Genomic DNA, 24,865 nt, shown 5'->3' with positions numbered 1-24,865 from the left:
CATGAAACTTAAATTTTTGTTAGCAGGCTTATTGAGTGTTGCGTCAACAGCAACCTTTGCTCAAAAGTGGCGGGTAAACAGTGCTAAGGAAAAATACGACGACTACCTCAAGTTAAATACTAACAAGGCTACTTATGCTGAAGCCGATAAAACCCTGTTAGACGCCAAGACTTTAGTAGATCAGTCGTTAACAAATAAAACAAGTGTTGCCATGCCACTAACTTATGCAGTAAGAGCGGCTATTTATGCAACGCTTTCCATGCGTGACACCGTTAAAGCAAAAACGCTTCCATTGTTCAATACCGCCGATTCAGCCCTTGTAAAGGCTAAGGAGATGGATCCTAATGGCGAAAATAAAACTTTGATAGAAGATGCTGCTAAAAACCTTTCTCAATACCGTTTGAATGAAGGTGTAGCCGAATTTGCTGCTAAAAACTATGGAGCTGCATATAAAGATTTTAATTATTACCAGACATTATTTCCTAAAGACAGTACGGCACTGTTTTACACAGGCCTTGCAGCAGCCGCAAACAATGATTATGCTAATGCATTAAGCTCTTATCAAAAGCTATTGCCAATGCAATTTTCCAGGAATCCAATAGTTTATTTGAGTATGTCTGACATCTATTTGAAACAAAAGGATACCGTTAATTCATTGAAAATAGCGTCAGATGGAGTGGCAAGATACCCCAACAATCCTGATTTAAGAAAAAGAGAAATCGAAATTAGTTTAGTAACCGGTAAAGCAGAAGAAATATTAGGCAAGGTTGAAGCAGCCATAGCTGCCGATCCAAAAAATAAGCAGCTGTATTACTATGCTGGATTAACCTATTCGTCATCAGGTTCGGCTGTTCGGGACGATTTGGAAAAAGCAAAAAAAGACAAAAAAGATGCAGCGACTATTGCAGCTCTGCAAGCCAAGAAAGATGGGTTTTATGCCAAAGCTGTCGACATGTATAAAAAAGCACTCGAAATAGATCCAAATTATTTTGAAGCTACATTAAATCTGGGAACAGTATTATTGTCGCCGGCCATTGACATGCACAACGATGCCGGCCAATTGCCTCCGAGCAAACAAAAGGAATATACGGCACTTCAGGCTAAGGCAGCCACTCAGTTTGAATTGGCCAAACCGTATGTATTAAAGGCTGTTGAACTTAGTCCTAATAACAAAGATGCTCTTGGAAACCTGAGAAATTATTACGTAGGAGCCGGTGACATGGCTAAGGCTACTGAAACAACACAAAAAATAAACGCATTAAAGTAAATTAATTAAAAGCTCATCTGAATAGGTGAGCTTTTAAAAGAAAGTATTACTTAACATAATGTTTATTATGTGATTTATTTTATAAGTACAAATGATATAAAAAGCAACTGATTAGTTGAGTTTTATATCGCTGGCTGAAATACTAATTCAGCTTGGCAGTGTCTTCAAGTGTTTTAGCAGGAGTAGCAGTATCTTTTTGCATTTTCTTTCGCAATGCTTTTGCCTTGTGGGCGCTATCCATTCCAGCGGTGTCTACAGCAGTTGAGTCTGAGCCGCCAGCTTTTTTTTCAGAACTACAGCCGGCTGTGACCGAACCAATCATCATCGCAGCAAATGCGAAGCTTAAAATTTGATTTTTCATAAATTTTGTGTTTAATTAACGTCTACCATTTAATATAAATAACCCCGCTTAAATAACATTGTTTAGATTATTATTGGTGATAACGTGGCTAACAACGCTCTACATGCCATAACTTAAATTTGACTTCAGATTTGTTGTTTGTGGTTTTAATTACAGATATTTAAGCGCTATGGTGGTATCAGAAAGAATATCTAAATGGGGCATGCGCTTCTACCCTCCTCTTTTTTTTCAACGTATCTGGGTAGTTAAAATTAATAAGGGATTCCGTGGCATCACAGTTAACATCAACAGAAGCATTTTTAACAGAAACTATAATAATTCCATATTCGGCGGTACGATATTTTCCGCGGCCGATCCGTTTTACCCCTTACTATTTCATCAGATATTTGTGCACAAGGGCTATAACGTAATAGCCTGGTCAAAATCTGCTGAAATTTTATTTTTAAAACCCGGGCTAACTAAATTGCATTTTAAGATCAATATTAGCGACGAAGAGGTTGCCGAAGCTGAGCACGTGCTAAATACCGGCGGCAAGTACATTAAAACTCATCCTATTGATATTTATAATACTAATGGTGAGGTATGCGTTACCATAACTAACGAGGTATATTTGCGAAACCTGAACTTTTTGGAGGCTGTACTATGAGAGTTTTAATGAATGATCAGACATTCCTGGATAAAGGATTTTCAATATCAACAGACAAGGGTTTACTTGACTTTGATGTCATCTACAATTATCTTAACCAGCAATCATACTGGGCAAAAGGCATAGCTGTTGATAAGTTAAAAACTGCCATAGAACACTCAATATGCTTTGGCGTTTATCATCAAAACGTCCAGGTTGGTTTTGCCAGGGCAATAACAGATCAGGCCACTTTTGCTTATATTGCTGATGTGTTTATTCTGCCCGGTTTCAGGAAACAAGGCTTATCTAAATGGCTTATACAAACCATCCGCACTTGCCCTCTTTTTCAAGAAGGTATCAGACGTTGGGTTTTGGCTACGGCAGATGCGCACGGCCTATATAGCCAGTTTGGGTTTGCCACGATTGCTAATCCGGATAGATGGATGGAAATATTTACGCCTTACCAGGTGCTTAAGAACGAAAACGATGAACCTAAAAAAGCAGATATTTGAGGGCGAAAGTGTAACATTAGACTTTAAGAAAACCATTACCAGCTGCGAGAAAATAGCCCGCACAATGGTTTCTTTTGCCAACAATAAAGGCGGGCGTCTGCTTATTGGTGTAGCTGATGACGGTACTATAAAGGGGGTAAAAAGCGAAGATGAAGAGCGCTATATGATTACTAAAGCGGCTACTTTATATGCCCGCCCGGCACTTGAGCCGAAATTTGAAGAAGTATATGTAGACGACAAATTGGTACTGATAGTAGACACGCCTGAAAGCGACTTGAAACCCCACTATGCACTTGCTGAAGATGGAAAATGGTGGGTTTATGTACGTGTAAAAGATAAGAGCGTACTGGCAAGTAAAATTGTAGTAGATGTACTTAAAAGATCGTCCGGAGAAACCGGTGTATTAATTGAATATTCGACAAACGAGAAATCATTGATGGAACATTTGGAGAAATCATCGCGCATTACCGTAAAAGAGTATTCTGAGCTGATCAAGGTTAGCCGTCGTGCCGCCCAGCGTATTCTGGTTAATATGATCCTTTCAGGTGTTATCCGGGTGCATACTACCGAGAAAGAAGAATATTATACCGCCGCTTGACACAAATATTTCATGTCTTCCTTCTACCAAAAATATAAATCGCATTATCGCGATAACCTGAAGCTGGCCATTCCGGTAGTGATATCGCAATTAGGGCACACGCTTGTGCAAACGTCTGATACTATCATAGTTGGACACTTTGCCGGAACAATTAGTTTAGCTGCCGTCTCGCTCGCAACCAGCATATTTACGATAGCCTTGATCATTGGTATAGGCATCTCTTATGGCTCCACTCCGCTCATCGCGCAGCACAACGGGCGTAATGAGTCGGCCGAATGCGGACAACTGCTATCCAACAGTTTATTTATCAATGTTATTACCGGCATCATCCTTTTTGGCCTGGTATGTTTAGGCTCTGTTTATTTTCTGGATGATCTTCATCAGTCGGCTGATGTTTTAGTAAAAGCCAAGCCGTTTTTAATGTTGCTTGGTTTGTCGGTAATCCCCATGCTAGTGTTTAATACCTTTAAGCAGTTTGCCGAGGGTCTGGGTTTTACCAGGCAAGCCATGATGATATCAATTTGGGGCAACATTTTGAATATTTGCCTGGGTATAACTTTTGTAAAGGGCCTGTTTGGTATCCACCCGATGGGGATTATGGGTGCTGGCTATAGTACCCTGATAGACCGCTGTATAATGTCCGCCGTGATGGGCTTGTATGTTTTCAGGTCTGAAAATTTTAAGCGATACTTAAAAGATTTTTCTTTGAGAAATATCAGTCGGGCACGTAGCTTAAGTATATTGAAGATTGGCGCGCCCGTTGCGCTGCAATATACTTTCGAGATCAGCGCGTTTAGCGCTGCTGCGGTTTTAGTTGGCACTATCGGTGTACTACAACAGGCTGCCCATCAGGTTGCCATTAACCTGGCCTCAATAACTTATATGATGTCAAGCGGCGTATCGGCCGCAGCTGCCATCAAATCAGGTAACTATTTCGGTATGAAAAACCATGATAGTCTGCAATTATCAGCCAATGCAAGTTACCACACCGTACTCGTTTTTATGGCTTTCACTGCATTGGTATTCACCTTTGGTAATACTCTTTTACCGTGGATTTATACTTCAGATAACAACGTTATATCCATTGCATCACAGCTACTTATACTTGCAGCTGTTTTTCAATTATTTGATGGCGCCCAAGTTGTTGGTCTGGGTATTTTGCGAGGTATGGGTGATGTAAATATACCAACGGGCATCACCTTTTTTGCTTATTGGGTAGTGGGTCTTCCTGTAGGTTATTATTGGGGTATACATCTTAACTGGGGTATTAACGGCATTTGGTGTGGCTTGGTATTGGGTCTGATGGTTTCGGCAATATTATTGTATATCCGGTTTAAAGTCATTAGCAAATATCACCGTCTACCTCAAAATATCATTATTGCTAAAGATTAAAAATACATCTGGGTAGCCAATCGGTAAGTGTTACAGTGAGCTTCGATGATGTCTTTAATATCTGGTGAATAACCACCGCCCATACTCACTTGTACAGGAATATCACCGGCAATGCATTGTTCAAAAACAAAGCGATCTCGTTCCTTGCAGCCTTGTTTGGTAAGCGCCAGTTTACCCCATTTGTCAGTTTGCAATATATCTACTCCTGAAAGGTAAAATATGAACTCCGGCTTTTGCTGCGCGATGAGTTTAGGTATAGTGTCTTTTAGAATGGAGAGATATTCGTTATCTGACGTCCCATCCGCTAAAGCTATATCCATATCAGATATCTCTTTCCGGTAAGGGAAATTGTTGGCACCATGCATAGAAAATGTGAATACCCGGAGTTCGTTTTCAAATATCTGCGCAGTGCCGTTGCCTTGATGAACATCTAAATCAATAATTAAGATAGATGATGCTAAATTATTATTTAACAAATAGTTAGCTGCAATTGACTGATCATTCAGCAAACAGAAGCCTTCCCCCCAATTAGTGCCGGCATGGTGGGTGCCTCCGGCAACATTGAAGGCTATGCCATACTCAAATGCATATTTGCAACCGTCAATTGTGCCTTGCGCAATTCGCTGTTCTCTTTCTATCAGACGTTCGGATAACTCAAATCCAATCCGGCGCTGTTCCTTCGCCGGCAAATTGAGACTATGTAACTGATGCCAGTAGTCTTTGTCGTGAGTAGCGAGAATACTCTCCTCACTTACTACATCTGGCCTGAAAAGATTTTCTGTTGTAATTAGTCCTTCATGAAGCAATTGCCCTGGTATCAATTCGTACTTTGACATCGGAAACCGGTGATTGGGCGGAACGGGCAATATATAAACCGGATCAAAAGCTATTTTAAGCATTTAAATATTGATATAAGCAATTTAACATGCAAAAACATATACTCATATATTTCGGTGACGAATTGTTGCGCTACGGGCTATTTATTGGGTTTACTAACATATGTGTCGCCTTTAACGTAAAAGCGATATGGCAATAAGGCGTCTTCTTTAGCATAAGCGACGCCAATTCGTGGCACGGCGGCAATCTGGCCATCGGGAATAGTCAAACCACGATCCTCGATCCAGAGTGTGTCACTTTGTAAACTGATAGCGTTGATCTCGCGCGATATCCCCAGGGCCTGTGCCACCGAGCCAGGGCCCGAAGTAATAGTTCGCTTTACTTCGATCATCTTTCGACGATACAACATAACTTCAATCCCGTCAGTTGGATGAACTGCCCGAATTAAAATGGCATGCGGCTGTCCCTCAACCGAAGTTACCACATTAAACATTTCATGAATGCCATAACACAAGTACACATAAGCTACGCCTCCATGTCCGTACATCACACTGGTGCGTGGCGTCATTCGGTTGCCAAAGGCATGTGAAGCGCGATCTATAATTCCGTTATATGACTCTGTTTCAACTATATACCCACCTGTAACTTCACCATTAATAGAGGTAAAAATATACTTGCCCAATAGTTCTCGGCTGATGGTAACTACATCATTTCGCTGGTAAAACGACGGGGGTAGCTTCATTTCTTTCTTAGTATACCTTTTAATATTTTATTGATCTGTTTGGCCTTATCAAAAACCATAATATGAGTACCGCCTTTAACTACAATAGCATTACTGATCTTTTTATAATCAAACAATAAGTCTTTATCGCCAATCAGGTGATAAACATTTGGCAATATAACATCATTATCAAATTTCAAAGCAGCATCAAAAGCCCATTTTAAAAATTTGGGTGACGATTTCTGCACCATGTCGTTAAAAAGCCAGACCTCTTGTTCGTTCATGTCGCCAAAAATAGGCCTCAAAAAAAATCCTAATCTGCCTAACATGCGGCCGGTAAAAAGCTTATGTATTGGTATAGTACGTAAGAACTTAAAAAATAAGGGCTCTTCTTTAACCGTCTTGATCGTTGAAATCAATATTATCTTATTAAGTTTCAATTGTTTGGCCATTTCAATAGCAAGCATCCCTCCTAATGAGACACCAATAACAATTGAATTATTAGTTATAAAATATTGATGTATAAGCTTTTGCGCATAGGTATATAAAGTATCAGTTTCGTTAGGTTCAATCCAGTCAATTGGAGTTATATCATGGTTTTCACCCAAATCGATGTTGTTATAAAGACGTGTATCTGCCCCTAAACCTGCTATTAGAAATATCTTATTCATTAAAGTTAATCAGCCTAACAACCTGTTCCAGGTATTGGGCATCAGTTTTGTCAAATTGCGCTAAATGTTCACTATCTACATCTAACACACCAACCACTTCATTGTTGTGAAATAACGGTAATACAATTTCAGACTGAGATGCGGAGCTACAGGCAATATGTCCCGGAAAAGCATTCACATCTGGCACTAACAGCGTTTTAGCCTGCGCCCAGGCACTGCCGCAAACACCTTTACCTTTGGCAATTCGTGTGCAGGCAACCGGCCCTTGAAAAGGTCCTAATACCAATTCATTGTTCTTAACTAAATAAAAACCTACCCAAAGCCATTTAAATTGCTCTTTCAAAGCGGCGCAGATATTAGCCATATTGGCTACCAGGTCAGGTTCTCCCTGCAATAGCGCTTCAATTTGTGGAATCAATGAAGTATACTGTTCTTTTTTATCGGTTGATGTTGTGATTGTTAGATCTTCTGTCATAAAGCAAAAGTAAGTACATGACCATTAAATTAAATAAGGCAAATCTCATATTTAATCTTTTATTTAGTAGCCGGATGATAGTGAGCATTACCATAGTGCGTTATAGAAAACTATTTATACCATTTGCTTTACTGGCGATGGCTATACACCGGCTGTTTATGCGGATGCAAAAGGGCTGCACCTTCTGGAAGTTGTTGGGCAGCGGGCAAAACGGAACTTTTGATCTTCAACCTGATTGGCAACAATGGGGTTTGCTTGCCGTATGGGAAACCCGTGAGGGTTTTGAGTATTTCGATAAGCGGTCGTCAGTATCCTGTTGGTGGACCTTCTTTGGCGTCGAACGATGGACGATCCTCCTGTCGCCTTTACAAAGTCACGGCAAATGGGACGGCCAGGAGCCTTTTCTTGTTATAGACGACCCAAACTACGCCGGACCTATTGCGGTGCTCACACGGGCCACTATTCGCCTTCACAGGCTTAAAAACTTCTGGAGCAATGTAGATGGCGTCGCCGCATTGATGTTGACAGCCAAGGGTTATATTACCTCATTGGGAATTGGTGAAGCGCCATTTTATCGCCAGGCGACGTTTTCAGTATGGGAAAGTCTGGACGATGTTAAAGCGTTTGCCTACAGATCAAGAGAGCATAGTGAGGTTATCCATAAAACACGCGCAGAGAATTGGTACAAGGAAGAGTTATTCGCCCGCTTTAAACCTTTAGCTACCCTTGGTACCATCAAGGGGCAAAACCCCTTAAAAGATTATTTAAATTTATTTAATTAATGAGAGTAATAGCAGAATTGCCACACCCCGACTTTAAGATCACCATATTCAGCATGAACCAAAAATTCATTGTTAAAATGGAACGTGGCGTATTGGAGCAAACTTATAAGATCGCTGAAATGGACTTAACCGATGGCGTGAATAGTGTTTTTGAAATATTGGATGAGGAATTTTTAAAGTCCGTAGCCGCCCGTTTCGTGGAAATGGGGACAGAATTCAAAGCTGCCTATAATCGGTATAACTATTAAAGTACTACTTTAGGTTAGTGAGTTAATATTTTCATTAACAGTAATTTATGTTATTTACTTTAAGTGATAAAATTTATAACAAAATTTTATTTGGTCGCCATTTAAGGGATATTTATATGCAATGAAATCAACTGACTTTCACCGACAACGATTGCGTAGAAATATTCGGAACACTAAGATTATGTTGGACATAAATTGTAAAATTGCGTCCATAACCGATTGTTCAAATTATATTATGAAGACATCCTTATCTATAAAACCAGTTGCCTTAGGTGCTTTAGCCATCGCATCAATTTTGGCAGTAGCTACCACACTTCCGTCTTTTACCAAAAACAGCGACCTGGCTGCGATAACTATCAACTCTATCAAAGTTACTGACGGGATAAAAGCTCCGACTGCGCTGGTATTCCCTGCACCTAACAAAGCCTGGGTTACCGAGCAAACTGGTGCTATACGCCTGATAAAAAATGGCAAGCTGACCGATGTAGTTGTACTGGATGTAAAAGACAAATTGGTAAGGGTTAACAGCGGTTACGAAGAACGCGGATTATTAAATATTACCTTACACCCCAAATTTGCCAGTAATGGTAAATTTTACATTTTTTACAGCAGACCATACAAAAATGAACAGGGCAAGCCACGCTTTAATCATACTGACGTGGTAGCTGAATATAAGATGTTACCTAACTCAGATCAAGCCGACCCCAACAGTGAGCGTATTATTCTGACACAGGACAAACCTGACGGAAACCATAATGGCAGTGGGATAGTTTTTGGTGCCGATGGCTATCTGTATGTTACTTTTGGCGACGGCGGCGGCCAGCATGACCAGCATGGTACTATTGGCAACGGTCAAAATATGAATACCTGGTTAGGCAAGGTTTTAAGAATCAATGTTGATATTGAGGGTACTTATTCAGTTCCGAAAGATAATCCGTTTGTAGGCAAACCTGATGTTAAACCCGAAATATGGGCCTATGGTTTCCGCAACCCATATCGTATAACGTTAGACAAAACGTCAAAACAGCTTTTTATCGGCGAGGTTGGTCAGGATACCTGGGAAGAAGTTGATATATTACAAAAAGGCGCCAACTATGGCTGGCGTTTGGTAGAAGGTAATCATTGCCACAACCCGGCTACAGGCTGCGATTTTAATGGGCTGACCCCACCTATTACCGAATATCATCATAGCGAAGGTGTATCAGTTATCGGTGGTTACGTTTATAACGGCAAGCAGCTACCGTCCATAAAAGGTAAATATATATTTGGCGACTGGACAGGCCCGGTTTGGTACCTGCAAAAATCTGGTGATAAATGGCTGCGTGGCAAGGTAACTATCAATAACTTTCCCGCTAACGCAAAAATTACAGGTTGGGGCGAAGATCAATCCGGAGAATTGTATTATCTTACCAACTCAGAAACCGGTCCGGGTGGCCCCGGTGTAACCACCGGTAGTCTTTATAAGATCGTCAAAAACCAATAAATGAGAAAATACTTAAACAGCCGTTTATTAACTGTTTTGTTTGGGGGAGTTAGCATTGTGCTGCTCCCCTCTTACATTTTAAAGAAAACTGATCCCGGCGAATTACCGCGTCCGACGCTAAGCTTCAACGCGCATCAGGTAATTGACGGACTGCAAGCACCGCTTGATATGGCTTTTATTGACAATGATGATATTTTGGTGGCTGAACAGGGCGGGAAAATCCGGGAGTTAAAAAATGGCAAGCTTTTAAAAACTCCGCTGCTTGATATCAGTAGTAAATTAGTAAAACTAATGCCGGTTGACGTGCGCGGCTTATTAGGCTTTGCCATTCATCCAAAGTTTAAAAGCAATCATAAAATTTATGTGTTCTACAGCGCCCCTGCCACTACAGATAAAACAGATCACAAGGATGTAGTGGCTGAATATACGCTTTCAACAAATACGACCCCTGATCCAAACAGCGGCCGTATTTTATTTACTGCGGATGAGCCCGGACAAGGTGATAACGGCGGTTGTTTAAAGTTTGGCCGGGACGGTTATTTGTATATTGCTATGGGCGATGGCGGTGGCGGTGGTGATAAACACGGCCCTATAGGTAACGGACAAAACATGAATACCCTATTGGGTAAAATATTGCGGATAGATATAAACAGCAATACAACCTACAATATTCCTAAAGACAACCCATTTATAGGCAAAGCCGATATGCGGCCGGAAATATGGGCTTATGGCTTGCGCAATACCTGGCGGTTCTCATTCAATAGCAAAACCGGCCAGTTGTTTACCAGTGATGTCGGCGAAGGTACCTGGGAAGAGGTTGATATAATAGAAAAAGGCGGCAATTATGGCTGGCGAATGGTTGAAGGTGATCACTGTTTTAACCCGAAAGAAGATTGCGATTTTACCGGCACCATTAAACCCATTGCCGAATACGACCATAAACACGGCGTTTCCGTTATAGGCGGATATGTTTATAACGGCAAGCAGCTATCAGGGCAAAAAGGCAAATATTTTTTTGCCGACTGGACAGGTCCAATCTATTATATTGAAAGAAAAGGAAATGAATGGCAGCAAGGACAGATACAGCTCCAAAATTACCCCTCAAACCTTAAAATAACCAGCTGGGGCGAAGATCCTTCTGGCGAGTTGTACGTCATCACTAACGGCGGTAATTTATTAAGCGAAACTAAAGGGGCTATTTATAAGATAACCAAATAAATCATGCCTGCATCAGTTCGTTTACTAATTCAGGGACGCCAATGCTGGCCTGCTCCTCTATCCTGATAATATTTTTTATCCGGCCGATGTCGGGTATGTTTGGATCGACAATGTATTTGGGAACATTGTAATGCACGTAATTAATCAAACCCGCCGCCGGGTACACCGCCAGCGATGTTCCTATTAACATAAAAATATCCGCCTGTTGGCAAATCTTAGCTGCCGGGATGATCATAGGCACATCCTCACCAAACCAAACTACGTGAGCCCGCAGTTGCGATCCCAATTCACACGTATCGCCCATTTTTATTTCCCAGTCATCAATCGGATAAGTTAGAGCCGGATCAATACTTGATTGAGAACGTGTAATAATGCCATGCAGGTGCATTACGTTGCTTGAGCCTGCTCTTTCATGCAAATCGTCAATGTTTTGGGTGATGATAGTGACGTCATATTGCTTTTCAAGTTCAGCCAGAGCGTAGTGTGCAGCGTTTGGTCGAGCAGCTAACACATCTTTACGGCGCATATTATAAAAATCCTGCACCAGTTGGGGGTCGCGCTGCCAGGCCTCTGGCGTTGCAACATGGCGCACATCATAACCCTCCCAAAGTCCGTCGCTGTCTCTGAAAGTTTTTAATCCGCTTTCTGCGCTAATGCCTGCGCCTGTTAATACAACAATCCTCTTCATAAATATAATCCATAAAAAAAGCGGCCTGGTCGGGCCGCTTTAAATATCTGTTTGTTTAATTAAAGAGCAAGCTCGCGTTGTGTGCGTAACACGGTGTATTTGCGCTTGGCTAACTCAAAGCTGCCAAATAATAAGGCGCCGAAAACAATATCGCCCAAAAGCATATTTTTTTCAAACGGAACAGCTGCGCTAAGTGCTGCCAGATAACCACCTGTTGTTTTCGGGAAAAGTCCGCCCGCATCGTTGATCCAGGGCATATCCATGATCAACCAGTGCACTAACACCGGTGCAAATAATATCACCAGGCCTGTACCCCAATTTATTTTTCTGATCAGGCTACCAATAAAGATCACTAAAGCAAAGCATACGCAATTCCAAAAAGTATCGCCGCTCAACAAATTCAGTTTTGATGTGTACAAGTAATTAATTAACACATCACTACAAAATAAAGTTAATAGTACTACTACATAAGCTTTCCACTTGTCTGTAAAATATACGCCACCAAAAACGGCGATTGCTCCTACCGGTGTAAAATTGCTAAACACTCCGGGGAATTTATAGCTTACAAAACGCATGGCTGTGGCTGCTACAATCATCAGGATCAGCACTGCGTTTCGGGTATTAGTTTTTTGTAATGACATATTTAATTTATACTTATTCGACCAAAATTACTAAACTATTATTTGTTAACCAATACAATTTTACCGGGATCAATTCCGGCAGTTATGCTGTATTCTTTCTTACCGGTTTTATCAAACGCTACGACACTTCCGTCTGATGAATAATCTTTGGCATCACCAATAAATATTTCGCCGGTAAGCGGGTCGCCTGATACGCTGTAAGGTGTAGTGATAACCGTACCATCAGTTATAAAATTAGCTGATGCCAATGTTTGAGTTTTAGTGTTGTAAACTGCTATCTGATAGGTTATGTTATCGGTAGTAGTGGGATAATAAACATAATCTCCCTGGGCATAAATAGGCACGTTATAACCCAGGCTCACTGTAGGTTTTGATCTAATTTGGTCTGTTTTAGCATTAACCACGGTCATTCCGGCCGGGACTGTATTAAAGTCGCCTAAAGACAGAACGTATATATTGTCATAACTATCGGCAGCTAATGCAATCGGGTTTACTTGTACAGTTATTTTTTTGATCTCGGTCAGCGTGTTAAGGTCAATCACTGACAACGTATTGGTTGGCGGGGCAGGATACAGTAAACCACCCGAGTTTGCCACATATAATTTGCCATTTGCTATCGCCATTTGCTCAGGGTCTGCACCTACCGGTATTGTCTTAGTAATGGTCAGTGTTGCCGTATCGATCACCGACACCGTACCATCATAAGAGGTTATAAATGCATAATTTTTATTAAAAACAATACTGCGTGGCTGGTTCAGTGTAATCTTTTTGATCTGCTTAGCAGTTTTTGCATTGGTAACATAAATAGCTGCAGAGTTATTGACCACCACGTACATTTTTGAGCCGTATATGCCAAGGTCATTTCCAACATCGCCCAGCGTGGAGGAGTTGGCTGCCGTAAACTGATCGGCTACCAGGCTTTTAGTGGTATAATCATAGTAGGTTAGTGTACTATTATTGTGTCCGGCACCTCCCTGATTCAGTATATAAATGCCAGCTCTCTGTGCAGTAGGCTTATCTGGTGCAGGTGCTACTTTATCTTTATGGCATGATACCAGTACCGTTATACTTGCTAACGTGATAAAGAATGAATGCAGTTTAAATTGTTTCATGGTTGTTTGTTGTATGTTAAATTGATATTTGAAATGAAAACCGATATGACCGCCCCGGCATTGGATAGCTCTGCACTACTACATAATTCTTGTCAAAGAGGTTATTTACCTCGGCCGATATGATAACCGGAAAAGTTAAAACTAAGGTTCGATAGATCACAGAACCGTCGCTCACCGAGTAAGGCGGCATATAGTCGGCCAGTTTGTTGTTATTGTTGTAATATCTGGACGATATAGCTATCAGATTATAATAAACGCCTATAGGTCCCTTATTTATACCCGCATTTAGGGCCAAAGTATGTTTAGGAATATATGGCAGTTGATTAAGATAATTATCGTCGGTCACAGGCCCGGTTACATTAAGTGCTTGCTGATAAGAATAATTCGCACCGATATCAAGTCTATATCCTGCCGCTCGTGTTACGGCTGTTTTTATACCAATGTCCAGCCCTTTAATGTCTACCTTACCGAAGTTTTGGGTCGATCCGTTATATAGTGTGGGTATAAACACAATTTTATCAGCTACATGATTAAAATAGGCATCGGCATTAATAGTTATAAAATCAATCAGGCCATTAACTCCCTTTCGATAGGAGAAACCTATATCATACTGTTGAGCATATTCAGGCTTTAAATCTTTGTTAGGTGAAAATCCATAATACAAGTCGTTGAATGTAGGGTTGCGAAAAGTTGATTTATAATAGGCCCGCAATTGCAGATTTTGATCATTCCAGGGCTTAAGTGTAGCCATAATCGTTGGCGATAGCAGATGCTTGTCGGGATACGCGGTGCGCCTTTTTACCTTCTCAAAGGTTTTTGTATACAATAAACTTCCTTGCAGTGTTAAGCGGCCAAGCGATAGGTTTGAGGCCAATGCGTTAAGTGATGATACCCGTGTTGGATTTGGGAAATTAGGCATATCAGCATCCATACTATTTACAGATATGTCTGTAGCTAACGATGCCTCCCAGTTACTCAAAATAGTATAAGCCAACGCCGCCGACTGATAATATTCGCGCTGCACAAAGTGCTGATCAAGAACTTGTGTGGTATTGATAAAGTGGGGATCGAGGTAGTGTAATTTACTGTTGCTGAATTTTGAATTAAGTAACAAATGAAATCCGTAGGCCCACTTTTGTTCGTATCCTCCCTGAATGAATAGATCACGATTCTGGATGCGTTGCCCATAAGCAGGCGGTATGCTATCTATTACAGCTCCCGGCAGTCCTCTGTCCGAATTATAGTAACTAACATGTAAATTAAAACTGGCACTATCCTTTACCCAATAAAGCGCGCCATCTGCCTGCCGGGCACTTATTTGAGTATTGGTACGCGTACCTGCTTCTAAAACACCGTTAGCGTTATGAGGATAGCTGTAACGTCCATTAGCATCTATCAAGTAACTATTAATAACAAAAGCCCAGGTTTTGCTTAAGCGTTGTTGCCACTGCAAATAAGGTTGAAACAGACCAAAGCTACCCGTTTTAATCCCGGCTATAATGGCATAAGGTTTAGCTGCTGTAAGCGCGGGCTTTATTGTTTTGATAGAAAGTACGCTTGACGAAGCGAAAGCCTTGGCTGTTTGGCAAATATTTGGCGGCTGGCCGTTATATAAGGTTATTTCCTCGATGTCACTAAGATTTAATTTACCCAGATCTATTTGTCCGTTCTCTGCATCAGTCATCTGTATGCCGTCAAATAACACTGCTGTGTGATTGGCCCCTAATCCTCGTATTGAAATAGTTTTTAATCCGCCTATTCCACCGTAATCTTTAATAGTTACACCTGAAAGATCGCGAATAGCATCGGCAACATTAAAAGCGCTGTAATGAATAAACTCATGTGCTGAAACCGTCTGTGAAGGGCCGACAGCCGGTATTGTTGGTATGAGGCTTGTATTTACGTTTACCTGTTTAAGTTTTTTGGTGGTATCGCTTTGCGAAAAAACAGAAGCAGGCAATAGAAAGCAAAATATTACCGCAATAAGTTCGGTCTTAAATGACGGGTATCTAAAAATAAACGGTAAACTTTTCTTCATGCCTGTGCAAATCAAATACAACAAACAGGAAAAATATTGGAACGGAAACACGCCGGTTACACAGGTGAGTATCTCAAATCCAAGCTTCAATCCCCGAAAGCTGTGAATAGTATATCGTGCTCTGGCAGGTCTTCTGACTTACTCCCCTTTGTCTGGTCTTCCCATTAATAAATAGTGACCAATTGAATAGACGGCGGTTATGGAGCTTACAGCTGCGGGACAGTTACAGACTTACACTGTATTCCCTTTTAATTCTCTATCGAAATGATTACCGACAAGAAACCTAAAGCCCTGCAAAAGTAGAATAACAAACCTTAACCGCAAAGCGTCGAGGCATTTAATTTATTAAAACCAAAACTAGAGGCTTGCTATACTGTTAATTAACAATAACATAAAATATTAAATTATGGCAAGAAACACCTTATATCCGGCTAAACTGCATCCTACAGGTACCGAACCGGCAGATATAAATTTGAACTGGCCCGAGCGCTATATTTCCATCGCAGCAGGGGTTAAACTTACTTTCTCGGGTTTGGGTAACTTATTTTCAAGTCCGTTAACCAGTATATTAAAATTAGGTACAGGTGGTTACTTGTTGAATCGTGGTATCAGCGGACATTGTGCTATTTATTCAAAGATTGGTAAGAATACCCAGGAGCCGGTAAACATCAATATTCGCTCAGCATTTACAATTAACAAGCCGCGACAGGCAGTTTATAGTTTCTGGCGACAGTTGGATAATTTGCCGCTCTTCATGAATCACCTGGAAAGCGTTGAACTGATTGATGAAATCCGCTCACATTGGATAATGAAACTGCCTACCGGTGTCGGCACCGTTAGTTGGGACGCGGAAATTGTTGCCGATAAACCCGGCGAAATGATTGGCTGGAGCTCATTGCCAGATTCCATCATCGATAACGCAGGCAAAGTATTTTTCCGGGACGCATTGGATGGTAAGGGCACTCTGGTTGATGTGCTGATAACCTATCAGCCACCAGCAGGCGGAGTTGGCGCAAGTATCGCCAGTTTGCTGAATCCATATTTTAAAAATATAGTAGACAATGACGTGCGTAATTTTAAACAATACATGGATCTGGAGAATTCTTTAAAACCTATCGCCAAAAATGGCCATACACATAAATCGACATCAAAAGTGCATGTAACCGAAAAAACCAAACAGGTTTAACTAAAAAGGCCTCATCCGGATGTTCAGATGAGGCCTTTGTTTTTAGTGAGATACCCTTTACTCGGTTTTTAATCCATACTTGTCGGCAAACTTTTTGTAAAGTTGTTTGTGCAGGTTATCAAGATTGATGTTTCGGCCTTGAATAAAAGCCTGCTCGACATTTAGGGTGAGCATATCCAAAGCGTCCCCACCCGAAATAAATAAGTTGGCATCTTTACCTGTCTCTAATGTACCGGTTGTTCTATCAATACCTAATATTTTAGCGTTGTTAATGGTAATCATGCTTAATGCCTGTTCTTTGGTTAAACCATAACCTACCGCCTCGCCTGCTTCAAATGGCAAATTGCGCTGACGCCAGAAACCGATCCCGGTTAATCCATATTCGACACCGGCATCCTGCAATATTTTAGGTAATTTATAGGGTAAATAAACGTCGTCCTCGTCTCTGGCAGGAAGTGTTTGAGTTTCTCTGATGATAACAGGTACATTATTTTGTTTTAATAAATTAGTCACCAGGTAAGACTCTTTACCTCCAACTATCACTGCTTTGATGCCCAATTTACCGGCAAATGATACCGCTTCAATAATCTCTTTAGCACCATCAACGTTGATAAACAACTTTTTACTGCCGTTAAACAGGCCTTTTAAAGCTTCAAACTTTAGATTTGTAACTTCAGGTTTCGTCTCAGCATAAGCTTTAGCTGCAGTAAACAGATTATTTATCTCATCCAATTGTTTTAACCTTTCTTCGTCCGGCGACTCACCACCTGCTGCCGCTGCTACAGGCGCCCGCCTGCGTCCTGCCCTGACCACCGGCCAGTTTAAATGTACGGCAATATCAGTTTTATAAGCAGCATCTTCCCAGTTCCAGGCATCCAATTGTACAACAGAAGACTGGCCTGACAACATTCCGCCATTTGGTGTAGGCTGCGCCAATAAAATACCGTTTGAACGTACGGTTGGAATAACCTTCGAATCGGTATTATATGCAACGATCGAGCGGACGTTAGGATTCAGCTCGCCAGTTTCCTCGTCATCAACGGTACCCTTCGCTCCTTCTTCAATTTCAACCAAGCCTAAGGTAGTTACCGGGCAAATAAACCCCGGATATACCTGTTTACCTGCGGCATTAATAATATCAGCGCCATTAACGTTTGGCGCTGTGCCCTCGCCTACTGCTGTTATTTTCCCTTTATTAAAAGCAATATAGCCGTTATTGATCACCTGGCCATTACCTATATGAATAGTGGCGGCGGTGATGACAATTGGTCTTAACTGCGGTTTGGCCGGTGAGATAGTGGCCTGGGCATAGGTAAGGACAGTGCTCAGCAACAATCCTCCAAAAATTAATATCTTTTTCATGTTGTTGTGTCCTTATTTTGATTTAGCCATTCCATTATAATCGTCAGCAACCACATAAGCGCTATCCTCAATGGTATCGCAAGTATAATTCGGGCGACGACGGCCACCTCCACCTACAGGCTGCGTAGCAGCGCCTTTGTTTTTAGCCTCTATCATTTTCTGGATAATACGGCCTTCATCGGCTCTCAGCTCTTTTTGCTTGGCCGCGTCTTTATCATAATCCCAGTATGGAACACCATCGACATAAGTTTTTTCAGCAACCGCATAAATTGATAACGGGTCTGTCGACCAGACAACCAGATCAGCATCTTTGCCTGCTTTCAAACTGCCAATCTTATTATCAACGTGCAGCATCTTGGCCGGATTTAAAGTAACCAGTTTCAACGCTTCTTCTTCGCTCATGTGGCCATAGGTAACTGCCTTGCCGGCCTCCTGATTAAGGCGGCGTGCCATTTCTTCATCGTCTGAGTTAAATGCGGTGAGTACGCCTTCATCATGCATGATCTTTCCATTGTATGGAATGGCCTCTTTAACTTCATTTTTGTAAGCCCACCAGTCAGAAAATGTCGAACCGGCTATACCATGCGCTTTCATCTTGTCGGCTACTTTGTAACCCTCCAGGATGTGCGTGAAAGTATTTATTTTGAAACCCATAGAATCAGCAACGTGAATCAGCATATTGATTTCGGACTGTACGTATGAGTGGCAAGTAATATGACGTGTATCGTCTAATATTTCAACCAGAGCGTCCAGTTCCAGATCGCGGCGAACATGATTGCCTTTTACAGCGTGTGCCGCTTTATATTCCTTAGCACGGGTAAAAGCGTCTACATAAACCTGCTCAACACCCATACGGCTTTGTGGGAAACGGGTGTTTGGTCCGCCAGGTAAATTGAAATTGCTTTGCTTAACGTTCTCGCCCAACGCAAATTTGATAAAGCCCGGAGCACCCTGCATTTTTAATTGTTCAGGCAACATACCCCAACGATGTTTGATCAGCATGGTTTGACCACCGATAGGATTTGCCGAACCATGTAGGATATGTGAGGTAGTAACCCCTCCTGCTAACTGGCGATACAGGTTAATATCTTCCGAATCCAAAACGTCACCTACCCTTACCTCTGAAGTAACAGCTTGTGTACCTTCGTTAATACCGCCCGTTGCCGCAATATGCGAGTGTTCATCGACAATACCTGCGGTAATGTGTTTGCCGGTAGCGTCAATAACTTTAGCATTACCTGCCGGCAGATTTTTGCCTACAGCTTTTATTTTTCCATTTTCTATCAGTACATCAGCATTTTTCAGGATGCCTTCTTTTTCATTTGTCCAAACGGTAGCATTTTTAAATAGTACATTTTCTGCCTTTGGTATTTCGATATTGCCATAAGCAGCAAATGGATAAACAACCGGTCCGTAAGTCAGGTCAGATTTCGGCGGCTCCCGACGCTCGGTGGCGGGTACAGTACCTGAATAAACAGCCGACCAACTAGTCGAGGTACCATCAGGTAATATGGCGCCTCCGGTTAAGGTTAGTGGCGAGGTAGATGCAATATAACCATTTAAGCGGATTGTGCCCGCCGGATTATTTTTCAGATCGAAGTATAAGGTCACCATATCACCTGTGCGGATAAAGGTCCCACGGGTGCGACTGCTATCAGTTCCCCCGGTACGTTGAACATTCAATTCATAAGATCCGGGGTTTCCGGTTACTCGCAGATTGAGACCCGCCAATCCATCGCCACTCAACTTGTAAGTACCCGCCAGGTTAATAGCGCTTACGCGGCTTACCACGTACTGTCTGCCTTCAACCCAGTTTTCGTAAATTACATTCCCTCTTTTAAAAAGATCGTCGGATGTAATCAGGAAGTTAGCCATTTTGCCTTTGGCAAGTGTACCTACTTTATCGCTTACGCCCAGCATTTCGGCAGGTATCTCTGTTAACGACCTTAGTGCCTGCGCTTCGCTTAGCCCGTGATCTATGGCCGTGCGCAGATTTGTCCAAAAATCGCGCGGATTACCTAAGCCGTAGGATGTGATCGCAAAGCGGATGCCTGCTTTTTCCATAAGCGCCGGGTTATTAGGTGCTAATTCCCAGTCTTTCAACTGCTCGTAGGAGATCTTTCTGGCCTGTAATGGGTCTTCAACATCGAATGCGTCCGGAAAAGTTAGCGGAATAATGAAACTGCTGCCGGTTGCTTTCATGGCGTCCAGACGGCGATATTCATCCCCATCAGTTTTATAGATATATTTTTTATTGAATTCTTTGGCAATTTTGTCGGCACGTAATACCATTAATGGATCGCTTACTTCAAATATTTGAGGCAAGTTTTGCTGGCGATTAAACTCAGCCAATGAAATATTGTACTCCTCTTTTTGCAAGCCATACCATTGCGCGTCTAAATAAGTTTGTCTTACCAGCGCAATACTACCCATTAATGATGATGGATAGTTGGTGGCTGCCGTTCCTTTTGAAAATGAATAGTTTGCCGCAGCCTCATCGTTCAGGACAACCAGGTTATCACGCTCATCGCCTAAGGTTGCCACCACTGATGTGCCGCGTGCTATACCATCATGAATAAGCGACTGTACGGCACCAAAACCATTTTTTTTAAAAGCTTCAGCGTTGGCTCCGTTGGCATGGAAAATTGATTTCACATTCATTTCGGGGCGGATTGCCTCATTCCAGCCATAAGCACCTGGTTTGGTAGATATTGGTGTCACAGTACGTCCGCCACCGCTGCCGAAAGCAAACGCCTGTCTCGGTGCTTCCGGCTGGCCATAAGTGGTGTAAGCGTCTATCAGGCTGGGATAGATGTATTTCCCTTTCAAATCAACCACCACGTAGCCTTTCGGAACTGAGGTCCCTGTTCCCACCGATTCAATTACACGGTCTTTAACCAATAAAGTACCGTTCGGAATTGTTTGCTGCGAACTTACGACGATTGTCGCGTTGGTAAATGCATACAATCCGGGACGAATGTCCTGCACGCCATTTACCGGAAAAGTTTGTTGCGCCCGGGCGAAATTGCATAACAGCGCAGCGAAACTAAAGAGTAAAAGTTTCTTCATATATTCTAATTATGAGTCAGTTATAGTATCATCGAATATAACTTTTTATAATGGTTTTTTAATTGGGTAACAGAAATGTTAGTAAATATTCTCTTATTCCCGTTCAGATGATTTGCATCGATCTCCGTTGTTAATTAATTACCAAAATCATAGCCGTTAACTAAAGTCAATGGCTATGTATAATGAGCAAATCGTTATAAACAAAAAAGACCCGCATTACTGCAGGTCTTTCTTTATTATGTGTTGGTTACGATTTATTTTACCGCATCAACCACCGCTTTGAAAGCATCCGGGTTGTTCATAGCCAGATCAGCTAATACTTTACGATTTAAACCAATGTTTTTAGCGGCTAACTTACCCATTAACTGAGAGTAAGAGATACCGTGCTGACGGGCACCAGCGTTAATACGTTGGATCCATAAAGCTCTAAATTCTCTTTTTTTGGTTTTACGGTCGCGGTAAGCGTATTGTAAACCTTTTTCAACTGTGTTTTTAGCAATGGTGTAAACCTTGCTGCGTGAACCCCAATAACCTTTGGCGAGGTTCATGATCCTTTTTCTGCGTCTTCTCGACGCTACGGCGTTAACTGAACGTGGCATTTTCTTGTCTTTTTGGTAGTGAGTGCCTTGCGGTCTTTAATACTCTAATACCTGGTTAAAAATTAATTAATTACTTTCCGATACAAAGCATACGTTTTACGTTACCCATATCAGCATCAGATACTAAACTGGTGTGAGTAAGGTTACGCTTACGTTTGGTTGACATCTTGGTTAAGATGTGGCTTTTGTATGCGTTTTTTCTTGCAATTTTACCGGTTCCAGTAAGCTTAAAACGCTTTTTAGCACTGGAATTGGTTTTCATTTTTGGCATATCCGTTATTTATTTGTGTTAATTAAGCGTTTCTCAACGCATTATCTTGATACGCAATAGCGTATTTTGTTATTTTTTACCTGCTTTTGGCGCAACGGTTAAAAACATCCGTTTTCCCTCAAGTTTCGGCAGTTGCTCTACCTTGCCAACCTCTTCTAAAGCTTGTGCAAAACGCAGCAATAATATCTCGCCTTGTTCTTTGTATACAATTGCACGGCCCTTAAAATGTACGTAGGCTCTCACCTTTTCGCCGCTTTCTAAAAACTTGGTAGCATGCTTTAATTTAAACTCAAAGTCATGATCATCAGTATTCGGTCCGAAGCGGATCTCCTTAATAACTGTTTGCTTGGCATTATTTTTTATCTCTTTAAGCTTTTTCTTTTGCTCGTAGATGAATTTATTATAATCAGTTACCTTACAAACCGGCGGAACCGCGTTCGGAGATATTTCAACCAGATCTAATTCCTGCTCTTCTGCTATCGCTAATGCGTCTCTAAGCGAATAAACACCTGTTTCTACATTGTCGCCTACTAAACGAACTTCTGTAGCCCTGATGAATTGATTGATGTTGTGTTCAGCCTCTTTTTTCTTAAAAGGAGGCCTTGGTCCTCTGTTTGCTGGTCTGTTTAATGCCAAGTTATACGGTTATTTCTTTAATTATTTGTTTTTTAAATTCTTCTATGCTCATACTTCCCAAGTCGCCCTGACCATGTTTACGAACCGAAACTACGTTCTCGGCAGCTTCTTTTTCGCCCACAATCAGCATATATGGGATCTTTTTAACTTCAGCATCGCGTATTTTGCGCCCTATTTTCTCATCTCTGAAGTCAATTAGCCCGCAAATATCGGAATTCTTTAACTCTTCTGAAAGTTTTTTTGCATAATCTTCATATTTTTCGGAGATCGGCAAAATAATAAATTGCTCAGGCGATAGCCACAGCGGGAAACTGCCGGCACAATGCTCAATTAATACCGCCACAAAACGTTCTAATGAGCCAAAAGGCGCGCGATGAATCATTACCGGACGATGTTTCATATTGTCGCTACCTGTATACTCTAATTCAAAACGTTCAGGCAGGTTATAATCAACCTGGATAGTACCCAGTTGCCATTTACGACCTAGGGCATCTTTAACCATAAAGTCAAGCTTAGGGCCGTAAAACGCAGCTTCGCCTAATTCAACTACTGTTCTCAACCCTTTTTCCTCTGCAGCCTCAATAATAGCTGCTTCGGCTAAAGCCCAATTCTCATCGCTACCGATGTATTTAGCTTTATTTTCAGGGTCACGCAATGATACCTGTGCCACATAGTCATCAAAGCCCAGGGCTTTGAATACATATAACACCAGGTCTATCACTTTCATAAATTCTTCCTTCACCTGGTCAGGGCGACAGAATAAATGCGCATCATCTTGTGTAAATCCACGCACACGGGTTAAGCCGTGAAGCTCACCGCTTTGTTCATAGCGGTAAACAGTACCAAATTCGGCTAATCGTACAGGTAAGTCTTTATATGAACGTGGTTTTGTTTTATAGATCTCGCAATGATGCGGGCAGTTCATCGGTTTCAGGAAGAACTCCTCTCCTTCCTGCGGAGTTTTGATAGGCTGGAAAGCATCGGCACCATATTTTTCATAGTGACCAGAAGTTACGTACAGATTTTTATGACCAATATGCGGCGTAATAACCTGCTCATAACCTGCTTTTACCTGTGCTTTTTGCAGGAAGTTAACCAGCTTTTCGCGCAAAGCAGTTCCTTTAGGCAACCATAGCGGTAAACCCATCCCCACTTTTTCAGAAAAAGCAAATAGCTCTAATTCTTTACCTAACTTACGATGATCGCGTTTTTTGGCTTCTTCTAAAATATGCAGGTAATCAGTCAGTTCGCTGGCTTTCGGAAAGGTAACACCATAGATGCGAGTTAACTGTTTACGGCTTTCGTCACCGCGCCAGTAAGCACCGGCAACGCTCATCAACTTAACAGCTTTAATAAAACCTGTATTAGGTATATGCGGCCCACGGCAAAGGTCAGTAAAGTTACCCTGGGTATAGAAAGTTATTGATCCATCTGGCAAATCTTTGATCAGATCCAATTTATACTCGTCGCCTTTCTCTGTAAAATAAGCTAAAGCATCGGCTTTTGATACTGGTTTACGCACAAACTCTTCTTTAGTCTTGGCCAGTTCGATAATCTTATCTTCGATTTTTTTGAATTCGTCTGATGAAAATTCGCGGTCGCCAAAATCTACGTCATAATAAAAACCAGTCTCAATAGCTGGGCCGATACCAAATTTTGTTCCCGGATAAAGTGCTTCCAGGGCCTCGGCCATTAAGTGCGCTGACGAATGCCAGAAAGTTGATTTACCTTTGGTATCGTTCCAGGTCAATAATTTAACACTTGAATCTTTTTCAATAGGGCGGCTTGAGTCCCATACTTCGCCGTCAACTTCGGCTGCTAAAACGTTACGGGCTAAGCCTTCGGAGATTGATAGTGCAATCTTCATGGCAGTGATCCCTTTGTCATACTGACGAACGGACCCATCGGGTAGTGTAATGTTAATCATCTACAACTATGATTTAAATTTTATAAAAAATAAGTTAGACGGTCACTTACGCGTGTGACCTATTGTTTTGTGGAGCGAAAATACAATTATTTTGGAATTATTGCCGCCCGGGTATTATTAAAGCTAAAAAATCAGTGATCCAAATG

The 24,865-nt window shown here is 41.7% G+C and carries 25 protein-coding genes and 1 riboswitch; of the genes, 10 read left to right on the top strand and 15 right to left on the bottom strand.

Annotated elements, in window-relative coordinates; all coding sequences use genetic code 11:
* Nucleotide 1: 1 nt before the first annotated feature.
* The gene (locus ABD772_RS04830) at nucleotides 2-1,267 is read left to right on the top strand and encodes a tetratricopeptide repeat protein (protein ID WP_345101311.1); all 1,266 of its coding nucleotides are present in this window, start codon (nucleotides 2-4) and stop codon (nucleotides 1,265-1,267) included.
* A gap of 142 nt (nucleotides 1,268-1,409) precedes the next feature.
* Here the strand turns inward: ABD772_RS04830 and ABD772_RS04825 are convergent, their stop codons facing one another.
* Nucleotides 1,410-1,628 carry a hypothetical protein gene (locus ABD772_RS04825; protein ID WP_345101310.1) on the bottom strand — a complete coding sequence of 73 codons (219 nt, stop codon included), beginning with the start codon at nucleotides 1,626-1,628 and terminating at the stop codon, nucleotides 1,410-1,412.
* 169 nt (nucleotides 1,629-1,797) lie between these two features.
* Here ABD772_RS04825 and ABD772_RS04820 point away from each other — a divergent pair, with 169 nt between their 5' ends.
* Genes ABD772_RS04820 through ABD772_RS04805 form a run of 4 tightly spaced genes read left to right on the top strand, consistent with a single transcriptional unit; the run spans nucleotide 1,798 to nucleotide 4,755 of the window.
* On the top strand, nucleotides 1,798-2,274 hold the full coding sequence (locus ABD772_RS04820) for a DUF4442 domain-containing protein (RefSeq protein WP_345101309.1): 477 nt from the start codon (nucleotides 1,798-1,800) through the stop codon (nucleotides 2,272-2,274).
* A complete protein-coding gene (locus ABD772_RS04815; RefSeq protein WP_345101308.1) occupies nucleotides 2,271-2,765 on the top strand; it encodes a GNAT family N-acetyltransferase in 495 nt (164 codons plus the stop codon). Before ABD772_RS04820 ends, ABD772_RS04815 begins: the two co-directional genes overlap by 4 nt.
* Complete coding sequence (locus ABD772_RS04810; RefSeq protein ID WP_345101307.1) at nucleotides 2,740-3,363, top strand: AlbA family DNA-binding domain-containing protein; 624 nt, start codon at nucleotides 2,740-2,742, stop codon at nucleotides 3,361-3,363. The genes ABD772_RS04815 and ABD772_RS04810 overlap by 26 nt, the downstream gene beginning before the upstream one ends.
* A 12-nt stretch (nucleotides 3,364-3,375) precedes the next feature.
* Entirely contained in the window at nucleotides 3,376-4,755 is a 1,380-nt protein-coding gene (locus ABD772_RS04805) for an MATE family efflux transporter (protein ID WP_345101306.1), read from the top strand.
* On the opposite strand, the gene ABD772_RS04800 is transcribed toward ABD772_RS04805, so the two are convergent.
* From ABD772_RS04800 to ABD772_RS04785, 4 genes are all read right to left on the bottom strand, one after another.
* Nucleotides 4,752-5,654, bottom strand: coding sequence for a histone deacetylase family protein (locus tag ABD772_RS04800; protein WP_345101305.1), 903 nt, complete (start codon nucleotides 5,652-5,654; stop codon nucleotides 4,752-4,754). The two genes, ABD772_RS04805 and ABD772_RS04800, sit on opposite strands and share 4 nt — an antisense overlap.
* A 77-nt stretch (nucleotides 5,655-5,731) precedes the next feature.
* Nucleotides 5,732-6,334 carry a DNA-3-methyladenine glycosylase gene (locus ABD772_RS04795; protein ID WP_345101304.1) on the bottom strand — a complete coding sequence of 201 codons (603 nt, stop codon included), beginning with the start codon at nucleotides 6,332-6,334 and terminating at the stop codon, nucleotides 5,732-5,734.
* Nucleotides 6,331-6,984 carry an alpha/beta hydrolase gene (locus tag ABD772_RS04790; protein WP_345101303.1) on the bottom strand — a complete coding sequence of 218 codons (654 nt, stop codon included), beginning with the start codon at nucleotides 6,982-6,984 and terminating at the stop codon, nucleotides 6,331-6,333. Before ABD772_RS04790 ends, ABD772_RS04795 begins: the two co-directional genes overlap by 4 nt.
* Nucleotides 6,977-7,459, bottom strand: a complete 483-nt coding sequence (locus tag ABD772_RS04785; protein ID WP_345101302.1) for a GAF domain-containing protein — start codon at nucleotides 7,457-7,459, stop codon at nucleotides 6,977-6,979. The genes ABD772_RS04790 and ABD772_RS04785 overlap by 8 nt, the downstream gene beginning before the upstream one ends.
* 17 nt (nucleotides 7,460-7,476) lie before the next feature.
* Between ABD772_RS04785 and ABD772_RS04780 the strand changes: the two genes are divergently transcribed.
* From ABD772_RS04780 to ABD772_RS04765, 4 genes are all read left to right on the top strand, one after another.
* On the top strand, nucleotides 7,477-8,241 hold the full coding sequence (locus tag ABD772_RS04780) for a DUF3291 domain-containing protein (protein WP_345101301.1): 765 nt from the start codon (nucleotides 7,477-7,479) through the stop codon (nucleotides 8,239-8,241).
* Nucleotides 8,241-8,489 carry a hypothetical protein gene (locus ABD772_RS04775; RefSeq protein WP_345101300.1) on the top strand — a complete coding sequence of 83 codons (249 nt, stop codon included), beginning with the start codon at nucleotides 8,241-8,243 and terminating at the stop codon, nucleotides 8,487-8,489. The genes ABD772_RS04780 and ABD772_RS04775 overlap by 1 nt, the downstream gene beginning before the upstream one ends.
* Before the next feature lie 235 nt (nucleotides 8,490-8,724).
* The gene (locus ABD772_RS04770) at nucleotides 8,725-9,972 is read left to right on the top strand and encodes a PQQ-dependent sugar dehydrogenase (RefSeq protein ID WP_345101299.1); all 1,248 of its coding nucleotides are present in this window, start codon (nucleotides 8,725-8,727) and stop codon (nucleotides 9,970-9,972) included.
* Nucleotides 9,973-11,190 (top strand): PQQ-dependent sugar dehydrogenase, encoded by a 1,218-nt coding sequence (locus tag ABD772_RS04765; protein ID WP_345101298.1) that lies wholly within the window; start codon nucleotides 9,973-9,975, stop codon nucleotides 11,188-11,190.
* Nucleotide 11,191: 1 nt separating this feature from the next.
* On the opposite strand, the gene ABD772_RS04760 is transcribed toward ABD772_RS04765, so the two are convergent.
* From ABD772_RS04760 to ABD772_RS04745, 4 genes are read right to left on the bottom strand one after another with little or no spacing between them, the layout of a single operon-like run.
* Nucleotides 11,192-11,878: an SIR2 family NAD-dependent protein deacylase gene (locus ABD772_RS04760; RefSeq protein WP_345101297.1), complete on the bottom strand. Its 687-nt coding sequence runs from the start codon at nucleotides 11,876-11,878 to the stop codon at nucleotides 11,192-11,194.
* A gap of 59 nt (nucleotides 11,879-11,937) precedes the next feature.
* On the bottom strand, nucleotides 11,938-12,519 hold the full coding sequence (locus tag ABD772_RS04755; RefSeq protein WP_345101296.1) for a DUF6580 family putative transport protein: 582 nt from the start codon (nucleotides 12,517-12,519) through the stop codon (nucleotides 11,938-11,940).
* 38 nt (nucleotides 12,520-12,557) lie between these two features.
* Complete coding sequence (locus ABD772_RS04750; RefSeq protein WP_345101295.1) at nucleotides 12,558-13,631, bottom strand: YncE family protein; 1,074 nt, start codon at nucleotides 13,629-13,631, stop codon at nucleotides 12,558-12,560.
* A 16-nt stretch (nucleotides 13,632-13,647) separates the two neighbouring features.
* Entirely contained in the window at nucleotides 13,648-15,669 is a 2,022-nt protein-coding gene (locus ABD772_RS04745) for a TonB-dependent receptor plug domain-containing protein (RefSeq protein WP_345101294.1), read from the bottom strand.
* 106 nt (nucleotides 15,670-15,775) lie between these two features.
* A riboswitch (cobalamin riboswitch) is annotated at nucleotides 15,776-15,972 on the bottom strand.
* A gap of 103 nt (nucleotides 15,973-16,075) precedes the next feature.
* Here ABD772_RS04745 and ABD772_RS04740 point away from each other — a divergent pair.
* Nucleotides 16,076-16,855 carry an SRPBCC family protein gene (locus ABD772_RS04740; RefSeq protein ID WP_345101293.1) on the top strand — a complete coding sequence of 260 codons (780 nt, stop codon included), beginning with the start codon at nucleotides 16,076-16,078 and terminating at the stop codon, nucleotides 16,853-16,855.
* A gap of 57 nt (nucleotides 16,856-16,912) precedes the next feature.
* Here the strand turns inward: ABD772_RS04740 and ABD772_RS04735 are convergent, their stop codons facing one another.
* The 6 genes from ABD772_RS04735 to thrS all read right to left on the bottom strand — a co-directional run bounded on the left by ABD772_RS04735 (nucleotide 16,913) and on the right by thrS (nucleotide 24,719).
* Nucleotides 16,913-18,217 carry an amidohydrolase family protein gene (locus ABD772_RS04735; protein WP_345101292.1) on the bottom strand — a complete coding sequence of 435 codons (1,305 nt, stop codon included), beginning with the start codon at nucleotides 18,215-18,217 and terminating at the stop codon, nucleotides 16,913-16,915.
* A gap of 12 nt (nucleotides 18,218-18,229) precedes the next feature.
* Entirely contained in the window at nucleotides 18,230-21,286 is a 3,057-nt protein-coding gene (locus ABD772_RS04730; RefSeq protein ID WP_345101291.1) for an amidohydrolase family protein, read from the bottom strand.
* A 254-nt stretch (nucleotides 21,287-21,540) separates the two neighbouring features.
* Nucleotides 21,541-21,885: a 50S ribosomal protein L20 gene (gene rplT, locus ABD772_RS04725; RefSeq protein WP_100341497.1), complete on the bottom strand. Its 345-nt coding sequence runs from the start codon at nucleotides 21,883-21,885 to the stop codon at nucleotides 21,541-21,543.
* A gap of 70 nt (nucleotides 21,886-21,955) precedes the next feature.
* Nucleotides 21,956-22,156 carry a 50S ribosomal protein L35 gene (rpmI, locus tag ABD772_RS04720; protein WP_214070640.1) on the bottom strand — a complete coding sequence of 67 codons (201 nt, stop codon included), beginning with the start codon at nucleotides 22,154-22,156 and terminating at the stop codon, nucleotides 21,956-21,958.
* 69 nt (nucleotides 22,157-22,225) lie between these two features.
* Nucleotides 22,226-22,792 carry a translation initiation factor IF-3 gene (infC, locus tag ABD772_RS04715; protein WP_345101290.1) on the bottom strand — a complete coding sequence of 189 codons (567 nt, stop codon included), beginning with the start codon at nucleotides 22,790-22,792 and terminating at the stop codon, nucleotides 22,226-22,228.
* Between the two features lies 1 nt (nucleotide 22,793).
* Complete coding sequence (thrS, locus tag ABD772_RS04710) at nucleotides 22,794-24,719, bottom strand: threonine--tRNA ligase (RefSeq protein WP_345101289.1); 1,926 nt, start codon at nucleotides 24,717-24,719, stop codon at nucleotides 22,794-22,796.
* Nucleotides 24,720-24,865 lie beyond the last annotated feature (146 nt).

Source organism: Mucilaginibacter panaciglaebae (assembly GCF_039539265.1).
GTDB classification, from domain to species: Bacteria; Bacteroidota; Bacteroidia; order Sphingobacteriales; family Sphingobacteriaceae; genus Mucilaginibacter; species Mucilaginibacter panaciglaebae.
Note: the sequence above shows the minus strand (reverse complement) of the source record. Positions and strands in the feature narration are given on the sequence as shown.